The sequence below is a fragment of the Microcoleus sp. D3_18_C2 genome (assembly GCF_036702395.1).
In the GTDB taxonomy this organism is placed as follows: Bacteria; Cyanobacteriota; Cyanobacteriia; order Cyanobacteriales; family Microcoleaceae; genus Microcoleus.
In genome coordinates this window covers 15,316-36,787 of sequence record NZ_JAUBTG010000027.1, presented here as the reverse complement: position 1 = coordinate 36,787, position 21,472 = coordinate 15,316, and the positions used below count along the sequence as shown (strand labels likewise).

Sequence of the window (21,472 nt, the reverse complement as noted above, 5' to 3'; positions counted from 1 at the left end):
CTAAGTCCCTACAGATGCTCGCATCCAATCTATATTTATCCCTACTTTTAAGCATTGGTATAACTTTTGTCGATCGCCTGATCGACGATCTATTCTCCAATAAAAACCCGGTTTCTGAGTAAATCCTAAATACAAACTAAGGAATGAGAATTAAATAACTTCCACTTTTGAAAGTGGGATGGGCGTCCCGCCCATCCCACAATAACAATTAAAATTGTAAGTTATTTAATTCGCGATCCTACATACAAAAAACACCGCTCCTCAAAACAGGAGAACGGTGTATAGGGGGTGTTATGGGTTGTTGTCTGGGATTAACCTTAACAAATTACGATCGGCTGAGGCTATGCCTTGTGATGGTTAAAAAATTGGCACAAACCTGCACGATCGCCCGTTGCTCGATCGACCGCGAGCGATTAGCCCAACCATTCCACAACAGCATCCTGCTTGGTATTGGTGCGCCGTTCTGGGGTTTCGCGGTTGAATTTCAAGTGGATGGCGCGGTTTTGTTCGCCGTCTGCTGCTACTGCAAAAATCGGATAGTCGATTAAGCCGTCTTGGAAAGACATCTGGAAGCGGAAAGTGCCGTCAGGATTGAGTTTAATCGGCTGTCCGCCTACGTAGACGGTAGCGTCAGGCTCGGTGGCGCCGTAGACAATCAGTTCGGCATCAGCAACTAACCAGAACTGGCGGGGGCGCATCGGGGCGGCGAAGCCAACTCCCGACATACCGACACCGGACATACCGAAACCTGACATGGTGAGACCGGACATACCGACACCCGACATGGTGAGGCCGGACATACCGACACCCGACGCGGTGAGGCCGGACATACCGACACCCGACGCGGTGAGGCCGGACATGGTGGGAGCCGCCCACATTCCGACGCCGGAGGGGAACACGTAGGAACTGAGAGCTTGTTCGTGGATGCCGACTTGCTGGACGGAACCGGCGACGTGCTGCATGGAACCGAAGACAGAACCCGCTACGCGCAGGGATTCGGCAGATTCTGCCATGCCGAAGATTTGTTCGTAGATGGCGTTGCTGGTGCTGTAACCACCGCCATTGACTGCTTTTGCGAGTTTCTTGGCCGGAGGAACCAGTTCGGCGAAGGTTTTGCCCTGCAATTCTTCTTCCCAGTCGAGGGTGATGAATTGATCTTCAATCCAGTCGCTGGGATAGACGGGAGGAACGCGGACTTCAGCCGATCGAGCTAATACCAGCCACCGACCATCTGCACAGCGGTAGCCGATGTCGATCGCGTAGTCCCGATCGCTCACGGGGATTGGCACGTACCATTCCCGCGCCAGTTCGTCGCAGGGATATTCTTGAATGCTGTGCGGGCTTTGAGTGTCGAGGTTAACATCTGTAACGTCGTAGATCCGCAGGGCGAGTTGCTGTCCTCCTTGGCGACGCAATTCTTCTTTGCGATCGTTGGGAATGTCCCAGTAAGTGTAGGCCCATTCTGGGTCGCGGGGCATTAAAACCACCCGGCTTTCGCCGTAGCCGTTGGGCAAATCTGCTAAACCTTCATCTACAGACGACAAAGAACCGCCTGTTCTATCTTCTTGACCGAGTTCAAACTTTGCTGCTTCCACTGCTTCTTGTGCCTCTAGTTTGCGAGATGGGCTGTAGGAAAATTTGGTGCGCTGAATTTCTTGAATTGATGCCAGGAGTTGCGATTTCCGCATCCGGCTGTAGCGAGAGACTCCACATTCGCTAGCAACTCTGCGGAGTTGTCGCAAAGTCATCTCTTCTAATGGTGGGCGTTCTTTTGCCATGAGTTGGTTCTCCACTAATTTAGGATGGCGGGTTAGATTTTTTCTTCCAACACAAATGTGTTGACTTTTTGAGTTAGAAACTCTTTTAAATCTACATATTATCGAGCTTCCAAATCTCTCCAACCTTTGAAGCCTTGCTTGTTTTTAGCTTGTCTTTTTCCCCATGCGATCGGGGGTTTGGACTTCTTGGCTTCTGCGCGCACCGTTCGATCTAAATAAAGCTTTATCTGTCGATTCTTGATTGACAAGATCGATTTTGTGAGTGCGATCGGTGCTGCTAGCAACGCTGTGCTTGCAGCACACGCGCTATTCGACTCCCAGTGCTGCTTAATCGAAGCATTTCTTTGGGATCGTTTTGTCATGACTCAATGTTGCAGACAACTTGCGATCGGGTCAAGGGGTCTTTTCCTTTAATTCTGGGTACTTATACGCATTTTCGTGATTTTGGGGATCGCTTTGTCAGGGAATCTTGATAATTAAGCGCTTGTGGGGATCGTCAGGGAAACAATTGTCAACATTCCCTGACATGAATTAGATGTGAGATTGAGTCGGCCAGGGCGGTACTATGGATAGAGGAGATTTAGTACAAAATTTGGTAGGCTGGCAGTTGGGCGGTACTCTTGTGCAAGCAACGCTTACGGGCGATCGCAACTACAAACCAACATTCCTGAACCCAAAAAAGGTTTGACGCTACCTATACAGATAAGGTGGGCACTGCACACCCTACACATAGAGCTTCTGCGTAAATCTTGTAAAATCTAAAATCTAAAATCTAAAATCTAAAATCGAATGACTCTAACGCTTTACAACAGCTTGACCCGTCGCGAATCACCTTTTGAGCCCCTCGAACCAGGAAAGGTGCGGATGTACTGCTGCGGCGTTACGGTATACGATTACTGCCACGTCGGCCACGCCCGCGCTTACATTGTTTGGGACATGGTGCGCCGCTATCTGATGTGGCGGGGATACGATGTGCGCTACGTGCAGAATTTTACAGATATTGACGACAAAATTCTCGATCGCGCCCGCGAAACCAATTCCAGAATGGAAGCCGTGGCGGAACGCTTCATCGATGAATATTTCGTAGATATGGACAAACTGAATATTCTCAGGGCCGATGAATATCCCCGCGCCACCCATACAATCGACGGCATTAAACGGCTGATTCACGAATTAGAAAATAAAGGTTATGCCTATGCGAACGGCGGCGACGTTTACTACAACGTGAGGCAGTTTGCCGATTACGGAAAACTTTCCGGCCGCAAGTTGGAAGAAATGCAGGCAGGGGCTAGCGGTAGATTGGAAACCGCAGAAATAGAAGCTCAAAAAAAGCAAGATTCCTCTGATTTTGCCCTGTGGAAAAGCGCTAAACCGGGAGAACCTGCTTGGGAGTCGTCTTGGGGAAAAGGTCGTCCCGGATGGCACATCGAATGTTCGGCGATGGTGCGCGATTGCTTGGGCGAAACAATTGACATTCACTGCGGCGGTTCCGATTTAACTTTCCCGCACCACGAAAACGAAATTGCTCAATCTGAAGCCGCGACTGGCAAGTCGCTTGCTAATTATTGGATGCACAATGCTTTTGTGACTGTCAATGGCAAAAAGATGTCGAAATCTTTGCACAATTTTATTACAATTCGCGATTTGTTGGATGGGAATTGGTCGGGCGATTTGGAATCTAACCCCCCCGCAGCCCAGGGCGGGCACGGGGGCACCGCCCCTACGCAGGATGGGAGTAAGAATCAAAGCGAGAATGCAAAAGCGGTGGAACCGATGGCGGTGAGGCTGTTTGTGTTGATGGCGCAGTATCGCAGTCAAATTGATTTTACCGAAGAGGCGATCGCTAGCGCTAGAAATGGCTGGAATACCATCAATGAAGGTTTGCTGTTTGGGCTGCGCTACGGTTCTCAACTGAATTGGGACGTTGAGAAAACTGGACAGGATAGCAAAGCTGTGCAGGAATTCCAATCAGCGATGGACAATGATTTCAATACTCCCGGCGCTGTGACGATTTTGTTTGAATTGGCTAAGGAATTGGCCAAAGAAGGCAATGTTTTAGTGCATCAGGGAAAAACAGAAACTGCGCCGGATTTGTTGCAGCAAAAATGGCTGACATTGGTGAGTTTGGCGGGGGTTTTGGGTTTAGAAGTTCAGCCGGAAGGTGACAGCAATGATGCTGTTGATGGTTTGAGTGATGGGGAGATTGAGGTGATGATTCAGCAGCGGAAAGATGCTCGGAAAGCTAGGGATTTTGCTGAGGGCGATCGCATCCGCAACGAGCTTAAGGATAATGGGATTACTTTGATCGATCAAAAGGATGGTACAACCATCTGGCATCGTGGTTGAAACTAAATTCATAGTCTGCGGAGGCAGACTTTGTTTGACAAGAAGCGGTTTCAACCGCCGAATTCTAAACACGCTCTAATGTCTTCCTCCGTCAACTCTGGGAAATCGTCTAGAATTTCTGCATGAGACATTCCCGCAGCCAGCCAACCCAGCACATCGTGAACGGTAATTCGCATTCGCCTGATGCAAGGCTTTCCACTGCGTTTACCTGCTTCAATCGTAATGATGTTGTCGCTCATGACCAAACCGAGTTTAGTACATTTTTTTTAGTGTAGCCTAGTCTTTGAATAAGCGATATAATTTACTCAACTTCGCAATTTGTTCAACCTTAGAGGTAATAGCCTAGCTCTATGAATACCCTCGACCAAGTGCTAGAAACTGCTTTACAACTGTCCTACGAACAGCAGGAAATGCTGATAAAAATCCTGCAAAACCGTCACCGCGAGAGTGTCCGCGCGGAAATAGCTGCTGATGCCCAACGAACCTTAGCTGATTTCCGTACAGGCAAATTTCGACACCAGTCAGCCGAGGATGTTATTGCAACATTACGCCAGTCTTTGGACGAGCCGGAAGCATGAGACAACTGGTTCTGACTGTTGACTGTTGACTGTTAACTGTTGAGTATTTGAACAATACCGATGCAACCGGAAACGATATCAGTTATTATTAGATAATAACTCCACAAATAGATTTAAGTTTTATTTAACTTGTTCACAAATTCGGCAACAGCCGCGACAAATTCTGCGGTGGATTCGTAGGGCAAAACATTGCGCCCCGGCATTAATAAACCTTCCCCATTGGGAAAATAAGCTAAATATTGCGCTAATCTTTCATCCGGTTTCTCTTCCTTACCCGCTTGACTGATGCTTGAGGCTTTTTCTCCCATGACAATGAGTGCAGGTCGATCGAACTTTTGAATCGTGTTACTATAATCCTGGCGCCAAAACCCCGCTAAAAACGAGAAAACCGCGTGACGGCTGTCAGGATTGGCCGCCCCAGCCTGCAAAGCATCCAACCATTCGCTGTCAACTTGTGCCGCATCGCCAAACAGTTGTTTCACAGAAAAAGAACGCAAAAACTCAGCGCGTCTGGCGTAGCGGTAAAAAGCGTTTCCCAGGGGAGAATTTAACAAATTCCAGACAATTCTTTGCTGTCTTTCTGTCGAATGTTTGTTCATCACCGCCCAAGCTGGAGGCCCTGCGAGAACTAAGCCGCGAATTAAATTTGAGCCGCTTTCCTGCTGCTTTTTTGCTAAAGCCAAGCCTACAGACAGTAAAGCACCTTGCACGAGGACGATCGCAGGTTTTTTGACTACAGTTTCCAAGAAATACTGCAACTGTGCCGCCCAATCGTCAGGATAGCAGGCCACAGCCGGCATTTCGCAATCGCCGCAGCCCAAAAGGTCGGGATTATAAATCGGATTACTGTTCCCTGCTTTGTACCAACTCTCACAAAATCTATGCCAAAAGATTCTTGACAAACCAACTCCTATCGGGTGAATTAATAACAAAGGGATGCTATCTTCTGTCGCAGTAGTTGGGTTATAAACATCATAAGCACAGCGATAGTTTTGCCATTCGTAAAACAGCGTTGGTGATTTTATAGATGAAATGGTTGACAAATCTTTATTTGAAGGTGGTGATTGCATATTAATCTTTTAATTTTTTACTTGTTTGTTTACTTATGATGCTACGACAATGTGAGTTTTAGCTTGAACATTTGGTGGCGAGTGGGCAATCCTAATCTCTACGTTGCTGCCGAGTGCGTTGAGAAAACGAAATAGGCGTTCCGTAGAGAAATCTAATAATTTACCGCGCATCAATGCTGAGAGTGTAGGTCGATCGATTCCTAATAGCTTTGCTGCTTGGTTCTGGGTTAGTTGGCGTTCCGAAATTAATTCACTAATCTGATGAGCTAGTTCTGCCTTAATCAGTAATTCCTCTGGATTGGGTAGCCCTAAATCAGCAAAAACATTTCCACTACTGGAATGCACTTTTATTTCTTCAGTCATTTTGTTCCTCCACTTCTTGCTGTTCTAAATATTTTTTGTAGTGTTCTTTGGCACGCTTAAGTCGAGATTCAATCAAATCTATATCTTGCTTGGGGGTAGCAATTCCCTGCTTTGATTTTTTTTGAAAAGCATGAAGAATATAGACTATTCCTTCAAATTTTACGGTATATACAGCTCGGTAAGTGTCTCCATCAAAATTTTCAACAATTTCTAGAACGCCAGCACCTTTAAATCCTTTAAGCGGTTTAGCATCAGGATGCTTTTTACCCAGTTGAGCGCGGTACAAAGCAAAACCCATAATTTGCTGAACATCTTCAGGAAAGTCGCGCAAGTCGTCACGGGAACTGCCGATCCATTCAACGGGTTTTAAGAGCGACTTCATAATCTTAATTATATTATTTATATCATATCGTTTATCATAAAATAGAGAGTGACACGATCGACAACAATATCATTACTCAATTTTGTCAGAATAATCATGTCAGAACAGCGGATTACCATTTCTTTACCTAACTTGCTGCTAATTGTAGCATCGTCCTTGCTGCTAGTGCTGCTGTGGCAATTGCGGAGCCTGCTAGTAATTCTGATGATATCAGTTGTGCTGGCTGCTTCGATCGTCCCGATCGTTAATTGGGCCCAAACGATGCGGGTTCCCCGCTGGCTGGCGGTGATTATGGTTTATTTAACTCTCATCGGTGGATTTAGCGGGACGGTAGTGTTAATCGGGCCCACAGTCATCGAACAAATAGAGTTACTGCTGCGGCAGTTACCAGTTTATGTCGAAAGTTTGCGAACTGTGGCAACTAATCTATTGAGTCGCCTAACCGACGACGCCCCAACCTTGGTGGGTCTGGTGGACACTCAATCGCTGACTAATTGGCTGATTCGATCGAGTCAACAACTGGTTTTGCGATCGTACAGTTTAACCAGAGGCATTCTAGGCGGTTTTTTCAGCTTAGTTTTAGCATTATTTATTTCCGGTTACATGGTTGCCGACAGCGACACATTAATCAAAAGTTTGGTGCAATTTTTCCCAAAACCTTGGGATACAAGATTAGCCGCACAAGTGGCGCCAATTGGTCAAAGAATGGGGAGCTATATTCGCGGGCGAGTGTTAGTTTCGGGCATTTTAGGGATATTTATTACCACAGGTTTAAGCATTTTGGGAATGCCGGAATTTGCTTTAGGCTTGGGTGCGATCGCAGGTGTGACAAACTTGATTCCGTTCATCGGCCCAGTATTGGGAGCAGTACCAGCATTAATTGTAGCATTAGCTAAAGGTGGCTGGGTACTTTTGTGGGTATTACTGTTATTTGTAATTATCCAGAATTTAGAAACTTACGTACTCGATCCTTTGCTGGTTGGTTCCTCGGTTGGTGTGCATCCTTTATATCAATTGCTGTCTGTATTGGGAGGCGTTCAAGTATTAGGAATTATTGGGGCAGTAATTGTGCCGCCTTGGTTTGCGGGAGTGGCAGCTTTGATTGAGAACTTGTATTTAAAACCGAAACTTAGGAGCGAACATCGAGAGGCAATAGATCGGGCTAAAAATAATTCTGACTTGCCACCTCTTACACCTTCGGCGTGACAGCAGGGGAGAAGAGGAGAAGGGGAGTAGGGAATTGAAACATACAATTTATATCGTTTCTGTTGGCATCGGAATAATAATTTTCGGAGTTCAGCGCTTACGTGACCGATCGCGGGGACACTCGTACTTGGGTATAATTCCGTAGTTGCCAGGTTTGATCTTAAATTCACAACAGCAATTTTAACATCCCAGAAGCCGTTCGATATCAAACCCGTTGGCATCGGAATTATTCATCTCTCTCTTCTCTTCCTCCGCGTCCTCTGTGCCCTCTGCGGTTAAATCATTCCGGTTCAACCGGATGTGATATGACCACGAATTTCTTCATGTGGTACCCGCCACGTTATTTATCCGTGGAATCAATCCAAAATCGAAAATCGAAAATCACTTATTGCCCCCGCATTTATCTCGCGCAAGTCAATCTAAAATCTAAAATCTAAAATCTAAAATCGATTGACTCCAATTATTCGATCGCTACCATTGACACTTCAACAGTATCTACAAGTCTGCCGACTGATAACTGATGACTGATGACTAAAAACTAAGGACTAATTGCCACCTCAATGCGGCGGTTGCGCTGCCGATTAGTATCAGAACTATTGTCTACCGAAGGGCGACTTTCCCCATAGCCGATCGCCACCCAATGATACTTCTGACCGAGCACACCAGACAAATACTGCACCACAGCCTGAGCCCGGGCAAACGACACATTGCGATTATCCGCCGCTTCCCCCGCGTCGTCAGTGTGGCCCGCAACCCGCACAGTTGCCCCCTCGTGATTGCCCAACTCCGCCACCAAATTGTCCAAAATCGCACTTGTGCCCGCGCGCAAAGAAATGCTGCCAGTATCAAACAAAACATCGCTGGGCAGAGTCACCATCAGCCCATCTCCCCCAAACACCGGATTATTGGCATTCTGTGGCGCAGTATTCACCGTTTCAGGGTTCAGACTGGGGCTGCTGCCGATCGCCGGTAAAGGCGGAACAGGAGTTGCCGCCGTTTCCGGCCCCGCCAATTCCCGCGACATCAACTGCAAACGCTTTTCCAAAGTTTCCGTCGGGCGGCTGCTGCCCAACTGACTCTCCAAAGCGGCAGTGCGACCAATCAGCGCGTTGAGTTCGCCCTGCAACTGTCTCAAATCCGACTGCAATTTCTCTCTCTGGGCAGGACTGACTGTTGACTGGGGAGTCGGTGTAGCGGTTGGTGGCGGGAGTGCCGGAATTGGCGTTGCTGGGGCGCGTTTCGGGCTGGAGGTCAAATTTTGAGTTACACGCAGCAATCTCTCTGCGATCGGCATTTCCGTCGCCCCTGACGGATAAATTTGAGCGATCGCCATCCCCAAAACCCACGCAAAACCGCTACCCACCCCCAGCAGCAGCAGTCGAAAAATCAGCGACAGTACAAGCAAACCTTTTCCCCGCGACTTGGAGACGCGAGTGGGGGGGATTGAAGGTTTTTGGTTAAAAGATCGCGTCATATTTCATCCCTCTCGGTGTACAGACCACATTAATTTCGATACTATCTTACCTATCCGATTTGAAATTTGAGATTTGAGATTTGAGATTTGTCCTCCAATCTAAAATATAAAAAAGAAACCCGGTTTATATAAATCTGTGGTTTGGTGGCACGCAACGGACTAGAAACCTGGTTTCTAGTCCGTTGCGTGCCAGCCTGAATCTGTTGGATAATTCAGTAAAACTTTTGGAAAAAAAACCGATGACTGACCCTTTAAATAGCCCTTATCCCGTTCCTTGGGAGTGGATTAGTGCCACTCATGCTAAAGTGAGCTCCACTGCAGGCACAGGCCTCCGCTATTATCGCAGTCCATCTCTAGTATCAACTAACGGCCAATACGCAGCTTACAGTCGAATTGAGTTGCAAGTACAGCCGGAATTCTCCCGATGTCGGGTTAGCAGCGTCATGTTTGTGGAAAATCTCAAAACCGGCGAACTGCAAACAGTGGCGGCTGCTTCGCCACTGGCCGAAAGTGGGATGTATGCTAGCGATGATACAGATATGTCCGGGACGATCGCCATTTTAGTGCCTGTTTCTTGGAATCAAGACGGTTCCCGGATTCTCGCCCGCGAATTTGAAGCACTTTTCAACTCTTCCGATATGTCCGACTACGGTGTCATTTGGGACAAAAATGATAATTATACTTATACCGTTGCTCCCGCTCGCAGTCTTTACACTCATGCTGTATTGTTGGGTTGGAGTCAAGTTTGTCCCGGAAAAGTTCTGTTCCGCGCCGGCAATTTGGGCGATCGATCTTGGCCTCTTTGTGCAGTGGATATGACAGGGCAAACAGTAGCAGTCACCGAGGACAAACCCCTAGTTTTCGGCAGTCAAGCCAGCACAGACTGGATCGAACCTAAAACTCGTTTTTAGATATTATGGCGGCATTTTCTTGGATATGGCCCACAATTTTTCTAGTGTCAGGTCAGTCTTTTAACCAATTCATTTTGACCCTGGGGCTGATAGTTCTGGCTGTTATTTCCGGTCTAACAGCTTTTATTTTTATTCGGATTTTTCTTAATTGGTTGCAAGCGAAATTGGAGGGAAACCGCCATTTTTTTATACGCTCGTTCACCAGAAAGACGGGCAATTCAACCGCTCATATTTCCGAACCTGAAAAGGTTTTTTTAGAACCCAGATTCGTAGAAAGTGACGGCAATTTAACTGCTACTATTTTTGGAGGCAAAAGCGATATTTCAAGAGCGATTGAGCCGGAGATAATCTGCGAAAAATCAGCAGCAGTTGCCTATCTCTACAAGCCGATCGCTCTTTGGCACGGGCGCTTAATTTTGCCATCAAACGAACAGCGGCTGCCCTACGGCACAGTGTTTTTTGAAGTAATAAATGCACCCAAAAAATATAAAAACTTTATTGGCAAAACAGCATTTTTGAAATGGAGTACAAATCGCGAAGTACAGTTTTTTGTCCACGCAGTCAGTCAAGATATAAACTTCACACAAGAAACTCAAAAAAGTCAAAAATCTGGCAACATCCATCCAGATAGATTAAACGGCTGGCGAAATGTCGGGCCTTTAGAAACTCTAGCAGGCAGCAGACTTGAAGACAGCGTGACTGTGATGCTGCGGAGGCCGGTGATTGCGATTCATTATAGCAGCAGCGATCGCCAGGAACTCACGATCGATCGCGAACCAGTACAAATTATCGGACGTTTCTGCGCCTTAGTCTCTATTTTACAGCGAAAAGAACGCGACAGCGACAAATTTATTGTCCGGCATTTCAACAAAACATCTCAACAATTTGACGGCGCCGCCGAAATCATTCGGATTCCACAAGTACAGCCAGACAAAAATGGCGTAGCGAGGTCTACCAATCACCTAATCGAACAATCGCCCTTAAATCCAGAAGGCTGGTACATTTACGGCGAAAGAGACGAAGACAGTATATTTGTAGTGCAGGCAATCGAACCCCGCAAAATTGCCCAATTAATCCCAGATGAAACACATTTCGGACTAAAAAAATCTATCGATTATTTAAGCAGCCAAAATTGGGAAAATACACCAGCCCAAAAAGGGCAAGCAAAAATAGTATTGTTAACCCCAAATGACGCTAAAGAAAACGCTTCAATCTCTCCTTGGCAAGAAGGAGATATCGGGATAGTGATTCACAGTTTCGGGGGTATCGGCGGCAAAAAAGGCGAACGGCAACCCCTGGGAATTGTCACCGGACATTTTGCTTTCGGAGTAGCAAAAGTAGTGCGCGATCGCTTTACCAGCGAACTGCGTTTTGACATAGAATACAAACAAGTTTACGCCCACAATCCCGACGGAATTGTTGCCGGTTCCAGCAAATGGCAAAGCTACATGGGAGACTTGCAGCGCGGCTGGTTGGGCGATCGCCCGGTTTGCGATATCATCTGTAAATTAGACTGCGTGTGTTGCGACTACGATTTTGACGGCATCACCTTGTCACCTTTAACCGAATTAAACCAGCAACTAGATATCATGATGGCCCGCTACCGCAGCGGAGACGGCACCGGCGCAAGTTTAGTCACGCCAGCAACTTCTTGCGTCCAAGATTCAAGTCAGGCAATTTACGCCACAATTAAAAAAATCACTTCCGAAATAGAGTCAAATCCTCAGATTCAAGACTGGTTAAAAACACATCCCACCGACGCACAAAGCAAAAGGTTTCACCAATTAGTAGCTTTAGGAGAGAGTTTAGAAAAAGTATTAATGCCCCTCGGAATTGTTCGTCCAGATTGGCGGAAAAATTCGACATTGGCGGGGATTGATGCGGAACTGAAAAAAACCTTTTTTGCAGGTATAGCAACCCTGATAAAAACTGCTATTAGTTACCGAACAATGCTGCCGAGGCGAACCCAAGATGAAATAGCCAAAGTTTTATTAAAACAAGGAGCTTTTTTGTGGATAATTCGCACCAATCAAGTTGGAGGATTTGACCCAGACATTAAGCCGATCGCACCGACAGGGCTTTAAATCAGCAATCGGTTTGTAGATGATTCGGCGATTGAAATTGTTACTATAAAAACCAAGTCTGCCTCCCCAGACTAACAGATTGATATCATGTCCGGTCAATTACCCTGATTCCTGTAGGGGCGGGTTCACCAACAATATTTGCTAAAAACCGACAATCTCAAAAACCCGCCCCGGCAATTGTATTATGCGCGATCGGACATGGTATGAGGCAGCATTTAAGCGGGATTTGGTATCAGTCAACAGTCAACAGTCAACCGTTAACAGTCAACATTTAACCGTTAACAGTCAACAGTCAACCGTTAACAGTCAACAGTCAACCATTACCAAGGAGTGACTTGAACAGTGCCGTCTGGTGCCAAAACTACGCGGAAATCAGCCAGCGGTTCCGCAGGTGGCCTGGTGCCAACAGGCTTGTAAAGCAAGTCCGACAACGGCGTTTCGGATCGATCGACTGCTGCCGAATTTTCCGGCCTGTAACCGACAATCGCCCCGTCTTGGGCCACACTCACCCGATAAACCAACTCCGCATCAACCGGAGGCTTATCCTTCACAACTCCGTCAATTTGCTGGGAAAGTTTGCCCCTCAACAGGTCAATTTCCCCTGGATCTGTAATTGGCACGGCTGCCACCTCTGGGCTTGCCAAACCTTCAGCAACAGGACTGGGCGTGCTTTCCGGCGAAGTGCTCGACTGCGGTGTGGCCAACGGTGAAGCGTCCGACTCCGGCGCGGGGTTCGGAGTCGGCGAACTCGATTCAGCGTTCGGAGTTTGAGTCCCTGGCAGCAAACCGTCAGCCGCAGGCGTAGGATTGGGATTAGGCGAACCCGATCCGCCCGGGTTCGGCGTCCCCTGATTCTGGCCAGCAGGATTGGGCTGCGGCACCGGATCTCTCTGGCGCTGGACTTCCGGCACCGGCACCAAGAAAAACGCCATCGCAGCCAAAGCCAAACTCGACACCCCCACGACAGCAGGCAAACTCCGCTTCGCCAAAGGTTCGGCCGACTTGATGTAACGCCTGGAAATTGGGGTTAATTGCAGCGACAATTCCGGCAGTGTCTGCGTGTCGGCAAAAAACTGATCGATCGCCTCTACCAAGTCAAATAGCTGTACCGTCGTCAAATCAACTTTTGCCGACAGTTCTGTTTTTTGATCGATTTGGGTGGCGCTGCCTGTGGAGGCGGGTAGAACGGTCAATCGGTGCAAATTCCCGTCAATTCTGTGCAACTGTACCATACCCACATTCGGGCCGTAGCGATCGGGATAATGCACTCCGCTCATAAATTCTTGAGCGTAGCTGCTGACGGCCCTCACCAAGCTTTCAAAAAACTCCCGTCCCCCGCTTAGGGGCTCGCCAAGACCTGTAACATAGCATTCAGCGCTCATTAATATGGAAAGCACCGGCCTTATATCTAACTGGCTGGCTGCCGATCCATCGCTCAACCCTTCTAGAACCAGGGTGCAATTTGGCAGACTGTACTGACGCCTAATAGTCATTTTTTATTCAACTTCTCCATCAAACAGGCTAACCCAGAAGCGCTGCATTCCGGCTGTGCCTGTACAAAATAGCAGTTTGCTCAACAAGTTCAAAGCTAGTTCGTTGAGCTTGTCGTCGGAATCGTAAGCTGCAACTAGCGATCGCTTGGGGTTCATGCGCGATCGAAAGTGAGCTCGAAAGCGTTCTAAATACTCCGCCAGCGGCTGGTTCTGGTTGAGGGGGATATTTTTCGATCGCAACTGCTGGGAGTCTAGCAGCAACTGCCGAATTGTGGCGGTTAACTTGCGCGCCATATTACAGGCGATCGCCACCAGCGCTTTTGCCTCCACAATGGTAAGGGAGCGGCGCTGGGTATAGCGTCTCAGCGGGTTAGTATTACGCATCAGCCAAAGGGCAACCCGATTTTTGATAATTGATTCCAATTCCAGGTCCTTTGACACAGCCAGCATTTCTTCGGCACCTCCGAGATACAAGGCTTCGATCGCCAGCAACATCAAGTCAATTTGCAATCTGGCTCGGCGGGGACATCCCCCATCGGAGGGCGACAAGTCTGGCAAACTGTCTAAAATCAACGGGTTTGACTGGGTAAGCGAAGTTTCTGACGGCATTAATATCACGGCAACATCCATTCCAAACAAACTATACGGGCACGGGGGGTCTTGAGCAAGACAAATTCTCAACCAAGAACTTCTCTGGGATACTTTATTTTTATCATTGACTTTTAGGTATATTTTCTAATTTAGCAGCAACCGACCGTCGCGGGCGAGCTCCGGCGGCCGGAGTTCGATCGCCCACTCCCCCACCCCGCCGCTTTGTGATTCCTTGCTTCTTGAGGGGGGAGAAGGGGAGAGTCAATCGATTGCGCGATTTTAGATTTTAGATTTTAGATTTTAGAATTGAAGCATTGATCCCACGGATAAATTCTGGGGTTCCTTTATCGGATACAGGTTTTTTATTTCTGGACGGATGAATTACGTGGCGGGTATCCTGGATGCTTTCTGTCGGAAAGCGACCAAGAATTACCCATTTCCCCTTTCTTATTCTCTATTGGGATCGATCAATCTTCCTGCTTCTGGGGTTGCACCGCCGCTTCTCTTTGAGCAGTAAAATCAGTAGCCGCCGTCTTATCAGTTAGACTAATTTTTCCCTTGAGGCTTTCTTGCTCCACAATTCCGCGCATTTTAACAGAACTGTTTTGACCGGTTGCTGTGGAGTCCCTGCAACCCGCTAAATTAGGAACCGCACCCGACAAGTTCAATCCTTGAGTTTCCCACCTACCAAATAGAGAAGGTTTCTCTTGGGCTGTTTTTTCCCTGCCCTCCCTGCTGCCCGATCGCAAATTACCGCTCAAATAAACACCCGATTGCTCGATTGTCAATACCAAAACATCAGAATTCAGACATTCGGGCAAACTTTTAGGATCGAAGCGATAAGTTCCCGCAATTGCCGGGGCCGCCTTTAAATTTGCTTCCCCGTAAGCAGTTACTACTTTAAACAGCAGTGAAACTGAGCCGATCGCAATCCCGTAAAATGCCAGGGATTTGAGGCTTAAATGATTCATCATCTTGGTAATTGGTAATTGGTAATCGGTAATTGGGTAAAATGCCCAGTGCGCCCCTACTCATGACTAATACTGAGTAGTTTGACTGAGTACCGATGCCAAGTGCGATCGCACTTTAACGTAACACCGCGCAATCAGTAGCGAAGAATGACACTGCACAGCCAATTCATCAGTATACTGTCCCAAAGTTTGGCGCTCAATTCCCCACTCCCGACTCGTACCCGCAATAGTTAAATCAGCATTAGCAGAAGCCGCTACTACTGCTTGAATTGGCTCAGCAGCCTCCACAATCGGAGTCTCAATGCGCGATCGCACCTCAACTGGTAACTGATCCATCACTCGCCCAAACTCGTAACTCAGATTGTTTTCAGCTTCCCCGTCAACCGCCACCCGCAGCACCGTCAAACGGCGTTCCTCGCTATTAACTAATAGTCTCAGCGCCAATTCTAAACCCAAATCATCATGAATGTTTGCCGCGTAAGGTACTAACAAGTTATTCAACCTTTCCCGGCCTCTGTCAACAAAAATTGCTACATCCACCTTAGCGTTGCTGAGAATTTGGCCGACACGTCCTCCCAAACGGTTGCTGCTAAAAGTTGGCCTGTGCCATCCTACTAAAATCAAATCCGCGCGATCTATTTCCGCAATTTGTGCCGTTTCCCTGGCAACATCATTAGTAACCCGAATGATGGGATGTACGAATTTTTGTGCCTCCGGCACTTCCAAACTCTCAATCAATTCTGATAATTTCGAGCGGCGTTCTTGAATAATGCGATCGGCTTCCGCAGGCGTACTTTCAAAGGCATAGTCATCATTTAATTCTATCAAACTCAGAGGATGAACCGCCGCCGACTGTAAATCCTCACCACCCATACCAGCAGCCGGCTGCGCCAGCGCTACCGCTAGTCGCAGTAAACCTTTCTGCGTGCTGGGATTGGCAACCGGTACTAAAATTCGATAATTTGGCAGCAATTTGTTAGCAGTTTCTTCGCTGCTGTCAGCCATTTGTGAATTTTCTAATTCTGAATCCTCAGAGTTAACTTCTGAAATATCTAACCTAATTAACCGTTTTGGATAAGTCCACTCCAACAGAGGCGAAGTCATAAAAGTTGTCACTAAAGCCATGATGACTAACATTGTAAATAGCAGCGGCGAAACTACACCTAGGGAAAGACCGATATTCAGCACAATTAGTTCAGTCAAACCGCGAGTATTCATCAGCCATCCCAGGGCTGAAGCTTCGCGATTGCTGATGCCACAAACTCTGGCCGCAACGTAAGTGCCGAGGTATTTGCCGATAATTGCCACTCCCAAAACTGCGGCGCACAGCAGCCACAATTCGGGACTGTTGAGCAAGCCGATTTCAGTCCGCAAGCCGCTGTAAGCAAAAAATATGGGCAGCAGAAATATTAGTACAAAGTCTTCGGTTTTTTCAGCTAATTCTCTGGTTAATCCCGCATTTTTAGGCATAACAGCACCCAGCAAAAATGCACCGAAAATTAAATGAATGCCGATCCATTCAGTAATTAAGGCAGAAGCTACAACTCCCATGTAAATGCCGGACAGCAATAACTGTGTTAATCTGCCAGTGCGGTTGTACTGTTTGGAAAGTCGCTGCAAGAACCAGCGCACTACAGTCAGCATGAAACCGATGTAAATTAAAGATTGAATAATTGTCGGCAAAGCACCGATCATCGAATTAGTACGAGTAACTGCGATCGCCACCGCTAACAAACACCACGCTGTCACGTCGTCTACCGCAGCGCAAGTCAAGGCCAGCGTCCCCAATTTGGTATTCTGCAAATTGTGTTCTGTAATAATTCTTGCCAGCACTGGAAAAGCCGTAATTGACATCGCCGCGCCCAAAAACAAAGCAAATGCGGTAAAGGAAACGCTATTATTTGAAACGATGGGATACAGCAGCAGTGCGAGCAAGCTTCCCAGGGAAAACGGCACTAGAATGCTGACGTGGGAAGTTAAAATCGCTATATCTAAATTGCTTTTGAGGTACTTGGGATTCAGTTCCAAACCAATCAAGAACATGAAAAAAATCAGCCCCACCTCAGACAACACGTTGAGGAAGGGAACGGCTTCGGCTGGAAAAAGTGCAGTTGCGGTGGCTGGTGCAACTAAGCCAAATAGAGAAGGCCCAAGCATAATTCCTGCTACAATTTCTCCAATGACTTGAGGTTGTTTGATCGCTCGAAATCCTAAACCGACAAGTCTCGAAAGTGCGATAACAATTAGAACTTCAAGCAGGACGAGAATGGGTATGGGCATGGCGTTTTTAGCTTGGGGATTTTTGCGGATGGAGAGGGCAGGGTAGTAAAGCTGACTGAATTGCCGATCGAAAAAAATCGATACCAGCTCGATCGAAGGTAGAAGGTACCAGAGGCGCACCAACAAGGCCATTCTCTCACAAGCCAACAAAGGCTTTGGCAACCTCCCACCTGGATTTTTTGTTTTTTAGAAGCGCTTGCAAGTAACTTTAACCGCAGCCTCTGCACCCCGGACTCTATCTCACCTCCGGTTGCCCACCGCCCATTTAAACTCACATTTTGCACCATTCTCAATTACTTGTTTAGGAACAGGCTTTTCGGCCTGTTCCACAAGAAAACTCGTTCTTTGTGGAACGGGCCCCAGAGCCCGTTCTTGACAATGGTGCAACATCTGAGTTTAAACTGATATCTTGCACCATTCTCAATTAGCCGTAGGGGCGGGTTCGCCAACAGCCTTAAAGCTTGCAAATAGGTTCTATAAACCCGCCCGACCCCACGAAAAATCCTCTTATTGATATTGCTGCAACATCTGAGTTTAAACCTAGTGATATAAAATTGTCAGAAAAAGTAGCGCGCGCTGTGATAAACTAGAAAAGTTGTTTAAATTCGCACATCCGGGTTTTCGGGTGTTTCTAGGGCGCAAACCTTCAGAAATACGACCGGGTGGAGGATTAACCCGAATTAGGAGTTAAAAATACAATGCCAGTAGTCAGTTTGGCTCAAATGTTAGAGTCAGGGGTTCACTTCGGACACCAAACCCGTCGGTGGAACCCGAAAATGTCTCCATACATTTTTACAGAGCGCAACGGGGTTCACATCATCGACCTCGTGCAAACCGCTCAGCTTATGGAAGACGCCTACGAGTACATGAGAGTGGCCTCAGAAAAAGGCAAAAAGTTTTTGTTCGTGGGTACGAAGCGCCAAGCTGCAGGGATTGTAGCCCAAGAAGCTCAACGCTGCGGTGCTTATTACGTCAACCAGCGCTGGCTGGGGGGAATGCTCACAAACTGGACGACGATTAAGTCCCGCGTGGAGCGCCTCAAGGATTTGGAGCGTCGCGAGGAAATCGGCGCCCTGGATTTGTTGCCGAAAAAAGAAGCTTCGGTACTGCGCCGAGAAATGGCAAAACTCCAGAAATATCTGGGCGGGATTAAATCTATGCGGAAGATTCCCGACGGAGTGGTGCTGGTAGACCAACGCCGCGAGTATAATGCGGTGTTGGAATGCCAAAAGTTGGGAATTCCGATCGTCTCTCTGTTGGATACCAACTGCGACCCGGATTTGGTTGACATTGCGATTCCGGCGAATGACGATGCTATTCGATCGATCAAGCTGATTGTCGGCAAGTTGGCTGATGCCATCTACGAAGGTCGTCACGGTCAGCAAGGCGGCGACTCTGATGAAGACTACGACTACGACGGTGGTTACGAAGGCGCTGAATATGATGTCGAAATCGAAGAATTGGATGACCCCGATTATGTAGATCCCGACGACGCCGCTGACGCTGACGGCGAAGAAACCGAGAGCTAGTATTGCGATCGGAATCTGACACCAGGAAATTAAAAATTAAAGATTGAAAATTAAAAATAATAATTATTTTTAGTTGGATATTTTTAATTTTTAATTATACATATAGCAATCCTTGCAGGAGTCGTAAATTTTTTACCCCACCCCAGCCCTCCCCGAACCCAAGGGGAGGGAGTAAGAAATTCAGAAATGATGCGAGGATTGCTATAGCACGAGTCTAAGTCATTAGTAGAGCTCTGGCAAAAGCATTCATTGTGTCAGGCCAGAATTAATTCTGGCGCTACACCTACAAAGTCGGTACTAAAATCGACTGGGTATTTCTTCACTCTGGTCTAATCATTAACATTAAAATTAGTGACTAATGACTGATGACTAATGACTGATGACTAATGACTAATAACTAATTTTGATTGGGAACTTAAAGAAGATGGCGGACATATCTGCAAAACTTGTTAAAGAACTGCGCGAAAAAACTGGCGCGGGCATGATGGATTGCAAAAAAGCCCTCGTTGAAAACGAAGGCAATATGGAAACATCCATTGAGTGGCTGCGGAAAAAAGGTCTGGCTTCGGCAGGTAAAAAAGGTGGACGAGTTGCCTCAGAAGGGCTTGTAGGCAGCTACATTCACACGGGCGGCCGCGTGGGAGTGCTGGTGGAAGTTAACTGCGAAACAGATTTTGTGGCACGTCGCGAAGAATTCCAAACTTTGGTGCGGAATATTGCGATGCAAATTGCAGCTTGCCCGAATGTGGAATACGTGAAAGTTGAAGATATCCCCGCCGAAGTTGTCGAAAGAGAAAAGGCAATTGAAATGGGCAAAGATGACTTGGGCAATAAGCCGGAAAACATCAAAGAAAAGATTGTTCTAGGGCGGATTGAGAAGCGCATGAAAGAGTTATCTTTGATGGATCAGCCTTTTATTAAAGATCAGAATATCTCGGTGGAAGAGTTGGTGAAACAAACGATCGCCCAAATTGGAGAAAATATCCAAGTGCGCCGCTTCGTGCGTTTTGTCTTGGGCGAAGGCATTGAAAAGGTAGAAGCTAACTTTGCCGATGAAGTGGCAGCCCAAATGGGTGTTCAATAATCCCAATTAAGATTGAGAATTAAAAATTAAAAATGTGAAAACTTGATTTTTTGCATTTTTAATTTTTAATTTTTATAGGACTTATGGACAGACTATATTTGTAGGCTGGGCACTGCAAAAGTTACTACTACAGACAGCGTAAAAAGTTAAAATTTGCGTAAGTCTTAAGCTGTTGTGCATTTAAATTTTTTGTTGAGGGCGGGATCGGCTGCCCACGCCACAAAAGTGAAAATTTATTTGACCATGGAATTTAAAAGTGGATTAGCTTATTTTAATTTTATACGAGAGATATGGTGCGACCAAGAGAGAGAATAGAGCAAGATTTGGCAGGACTCGAAGAGGCTTTAGCAGCCTTGAATATGGAGTTTCGCAGTACCTACGATGGTTATTTAACTGCGTTGGGACAAGCGGTGCGACAGCAGTTAATTTTGGCTTGCTATCACCTTTGCACTCAAGCAGTACCGGAGTCGTTTCTTAAGTTGTCCTTCGATGGGCGGCAAAAAATGCAGCAGTCTGTAAAGGCTTTGGCTGCGGCGTCGGAGGAAAAATTGCGATCGCTGGTGACTGAATCAGAAACAGAGGAAGAAATAGAGGAAGAAATAGAGGAAGAGGAAGACGAAGAGGAAGAGGAAGACGACTTCGACAAAGACGAAGAGGAAGAAGAGGAAGACGAAGAAGACGAAAAGGAAAAAAACCAAGTTTCCGCGATTAACTATCTATTTTCATTGGCAAATTATCAATTGCCAAATGCCAATTCCCCGGAAAGTTTGGCACGCTGGCAAAATAGTATTGAAAAGTCGATCGTCCATATACTCAAGCTGCTTTCTCGCGACACCAACCGCTTGCTGCAACAGTCGGGAATCTTGCCGAGTCAATTACCAGAACCGGTTCTAGAAGCTGCTTCTGCTGCTGAATCCTCCGGCGATAGTGTTGCCGGGCCGCCTAACTTATTAAACATAATTATTGAAACCGATGCCTCATCAGCATCGCGCAAATTGGCGGCAGCAACCTTTGGTAGTAGGGCACTGCACATTACAGCGATTAAACTGCGGCTGTCGGAAATAGAGTTTGCCGATGCGGGAACCTCGGCTTGGCGCCAGCAAATTCGTAACCTGTCTGTCAAGTTGAACTCGCTGGGCCGCGATTACCAGAAAAAGCAGCGGGAACTTGCTGTGGTGGAGGCTGAGTCGGCTTGGCGATCGAGTTGGTTTGAAGATTAGTCAGTTGTTAGTTGTCAGTTGACAGTTGACAGTTGTCAGTTGACAGTTGACAGTTGTCAGTTGACAGTTGTCAGTTGACAGTTGTCAGTTGACAGTTGTCAGTTGTCCGTAG

General features: G+C 47.0%; 21 protein-coding genes. 9 read left to right on the top strand and 12 right to left on the bottom strand.

The window, feature by feature from the left end; translation table 11 throughout:
• Positions 1-413 precede the first annotated feature (413 nt).
• The gene (locus tag QUA88_RS17225; RefSeq protein WP_333056006.1) at positions 414-1,778 is read right to left on the bottom strand and encodes a DUF4912 domain-containing protein; all 1,365 of its coding nucleotides are present in this window, start codon (positions 1,776-1,778) and stop codon (positions 414-416) included.
• A 98-nt stretch (positions 1,779-1,876) separates the two neighbouring features.
• Entirely contained in the window at positions 1,877-2,140 is a 264-nt protein-coding gene (locus tag QUA88_RS17220; protein ID WP_333210609.1) for a hypothetical protein, read from the bottom strand.
• Positions 2,141-2,343: 203 nt separating this feature from the next.
• On the opposite strand from QUA88_RS17220, the gene QUA88_RS17215 reads away from it, so the two are divergent.
• Positions 2,344-2,466, top strand: coding sequence for a hypothetical protein (locus QUA88_RS17215; protein ID WP_333233444.1), 123 nt, complete (start codon positions 2,344-2,346; stop codon positions 2,464-2,466).
• Between the two features lie 101 nt (positions 2,467-2,567).
• Positions 2,568-4,124: a cysteine--tRNA ligase gene (gene cysS, locus QUA88_RS17210; protein WP_333233446.1), complete on the top strand. Its 1,557-nt coding sequence runs from the start codon at positions 2,568-2,570 to the stop codon at positions 4,122-4,124.
• 50 nt (positions 4,125-4,174) lie between these two features.
• On the opposite strand, the gene QUA88_RS17205 is transcribed toward cysS, so the two are convergent.
• Positions 4,175-4,363: a DUF433 domain-containing protein gene (locus QUA88_RS17205; protein ID WP_333272804.1), complete on the bottom strand. Its 189-nt coding sequence runs from the start codon at positions 4,361-4,363 to the stop codon at positions 4,175-4,177.
• 111 nt (positions 4,364-4,474) lie between these two features.
• Between QUA88_RS17205 and QUA88_RS17200 the strand changes: the two genes are divergently transcribed.
• Entirely contained in the window at positions 4,475-4,702 is a 228-nt protein-coding gene (locus QUA88_RS17200; RefSeq protein WP_333210616.1) for a hypothetical protein, read from the top strand.
• A gap of 113 nt (positions 4,703-4,815) precedes the next feature.
• On the opposite strand, the gene QUA88_RS17195 is transcribed toward QUA88_RS17200, so the two are convergent.
• The 3 genes from QUA88_RS17195 to QUA88_RS17185 are packed head-to-tail and all read right to left on the bottom strand — an operon-like array spanning position 4,816 to position 6,517.
• Positions 4,816-5,772 carry an alpha/beta hydrolase gene (locus tag QUA88_RS17195; RefSeq protein ID WP_333056012.1) on the bottom strand — a complete coding sequence of 319 codons (957 nt, stop codon included), beginning with the start codon at positions 5,770-5,772 and terminating at the stop codon, positions 4,816-4,818.
• Between the two features lie 33 nt (positions 5,773-5,805).
• Positions 5,806-6,135, bottom strand: coding sequence for a helix-turn-helix domain-containing protein (locus QUA88_RS17190; protein WP_333056013.1), 330 nt, complete (start codon positions 6,133-6,135; stop codon positions 5,806-5,808).
• Positions 6,128-6,517, bottom strand: a complete 390-nt coding sequence (locus tag QUA88_RS17185) for a type II toxin-antitoxin system RelE/ParE family toxin (protein ID WP_333056014.1) — start codon at positions 6,515-6,517, stop codon at positions 6,128-6,130. Before QUA88_RS17185 ends, QUA88_RS17190 begins: the two co-directional genes overlap by 8 nt.
• A 96-nt stretch (positions 6,518-6,613) precedes the next feature.
• On the opposite strand from QUA88_RS17185, the gene QUA88_RS17180 reads away from it, so the two are divergent.
• Positions 6,614-7,723, top strand: a complete 1,110-nt coding sequence (locus QUA88_RS17180) for an AI-2E family transporter (RefSeq protein WP_333056015.1) — start codon at positions 6,614-6,616, stop codon at positions 7,721-7,723.
• Positions 7,724-8,261: 538 nt separating this feature from the next.
• Here QUA88_RS17180 and QUA88_RS17175 read toward each other — a convergent pair.
• Entirely contained in the window at positions 8,262-9,197 is a 936-nt protein-coding gene (locus QUA88_RS17175; RefSeq protein WP_333056016.1) for an OmpA family protein, read from the bottom strand.
• A gap of 239 nt (positions 9,198-9,436) precedes the next feature.
• Here QUA88_RS17175 and QUA88_RS17170 point away from each other — a divergent pair, with 239 nt between their 5' ends.
• Together QUA88_RS17170 and QUA88_RS17165 are read left to right on the top strand one after the other, a co-directional pair.
• Positions 9,437-10,108 (top strand): hypothetical protein, encoded by a 672-nt coding sequence (locus QUA88_RS17170; protein ID WP_333056017.1) that lies wholly within the window; start codon positions 9,437-9,439, stop codon positions 10,106-10,108.
• Positions 10,109-10,152: 44 nt separating this feature from the next.
• Positions 10,153-12,192 (top strand): abortive infection protein, encoded by a 2,040-nt coding sequence (locus QUA88_RS17165; RefSeq protein ID WP_333272799.1) that lies wholly within the window; start codon positions 10,153-10,155, stop codon positions 12,190-12,192.
• A 320-nt stretch (positions 12,193-12,512) separates the two neighbouring features.
• On the opposite strand, the gene QUA88_RS17160 is transcribed toward QUA88_RS17165, so the two are convergent.
• The 5 genes from QUA88_RS17160 to QUA88_RS17140 all read right to left on the bottom strand — a co-directional run bounded on the left by QUA88_RS17160 (position 12,513) and on the right by QUA88_RS17140 (position 17,689).
• Positions 12,513-13,685, bottom strand: coding sequence for a DUF4335 domain-containing protein (locus tag QUA88_RS17160; protein WP_333272796.1), 1,173 nt, complete (start codon positions 13,683-13,685; stop codon positions 12,513-12,515).
• Between the two features lie 3 nt (positions 13,686-13,688).
• A complete protein-coding gene (locus QUA88_RS17155; protein WP_333155037.1) occupies positions 13,689-14,315 on the bottom strand; it encodes a DUF3038 domain-containing protein in 627 nt (208 codons plus the stop codon).
• 82 nt (positions 14,316-14,397) lie between these two features.
• Positions 14,398-14,541: a hypothetical protein gene (locus tag QUA88_RS17150; protein WP_333272794.1), complete on the bottom strand. Its 144-nt coding sequence runs from the start codon at positions 14,539-14,541 to the stop codon at positions 14,398-14,400.
• Between the two features lie 202 nt (positions 14,542-14,743).
• A complete protein-coding gene (locus QUA88_RS17145) occupies positions 14,744-15,250 on the bottom strand; it encodes a hypothetical protein (protein ID WP_333056021.1) in 507 nt (168 codons plus the stop codon).
• 63 nt (positions 15,251-15,313) lie between these two features.
• Positions 15,314-17,689, bottom strand: coding sequence for a cation:proton antiporter domain-containing protein (locus QUA88_RS17140; protein ID WP_333272791.1), 2,376 nt, complete (start codon positions 17,687-17,689; stop codon positions 15,314-15,316).
• Between the two features lie 536 nt (positions 17,690-18,225).
• Between QUA88_RS17140 and rpsB the strand changes: the two genes are divergently transcribed.
• The 3 genes from rpsB to QUA88_RS17125 all read left to right on the top strand — a co-directional run bounded on the left by rpsB (position 18,226) and on the right by QUA88_RS17125 (position 21,360).
• A complete protein-coding gene (gene rpsB, locus QUA88_RS17135; protein ID WP_333056023.1) occupies positions 18,226-19,056 on the top strand; it encodes a 30S ribosomal protein S2 in 831 nt (276 codons plus the stop codon).
• A gap of 424 nt (positions 19,057-19,480) precedes the next feature.
• Entirely contained in the window at positions 19,481-20,140 is a 660-nt protein-coding gene (gene tsf, locus QUA88_RS17130) for a translation elongation factor Ts (protein ID WP_333056024.1), read from the top strand.
• A 290-nt stretch (positions 20,141-20,430) separates the two neighbouring features.
• Entirely contained in the window at positions 20,431-21,360 is a 930-nt protein-coding gene (locus tag QUA88_RS17125) for a hypothetical protein (RefSeq protein WP_333056025.1), read from the top strand.
• The last annotated feature ends 112 nt before the right edge of the window (positions 21,361-21,472 follow it).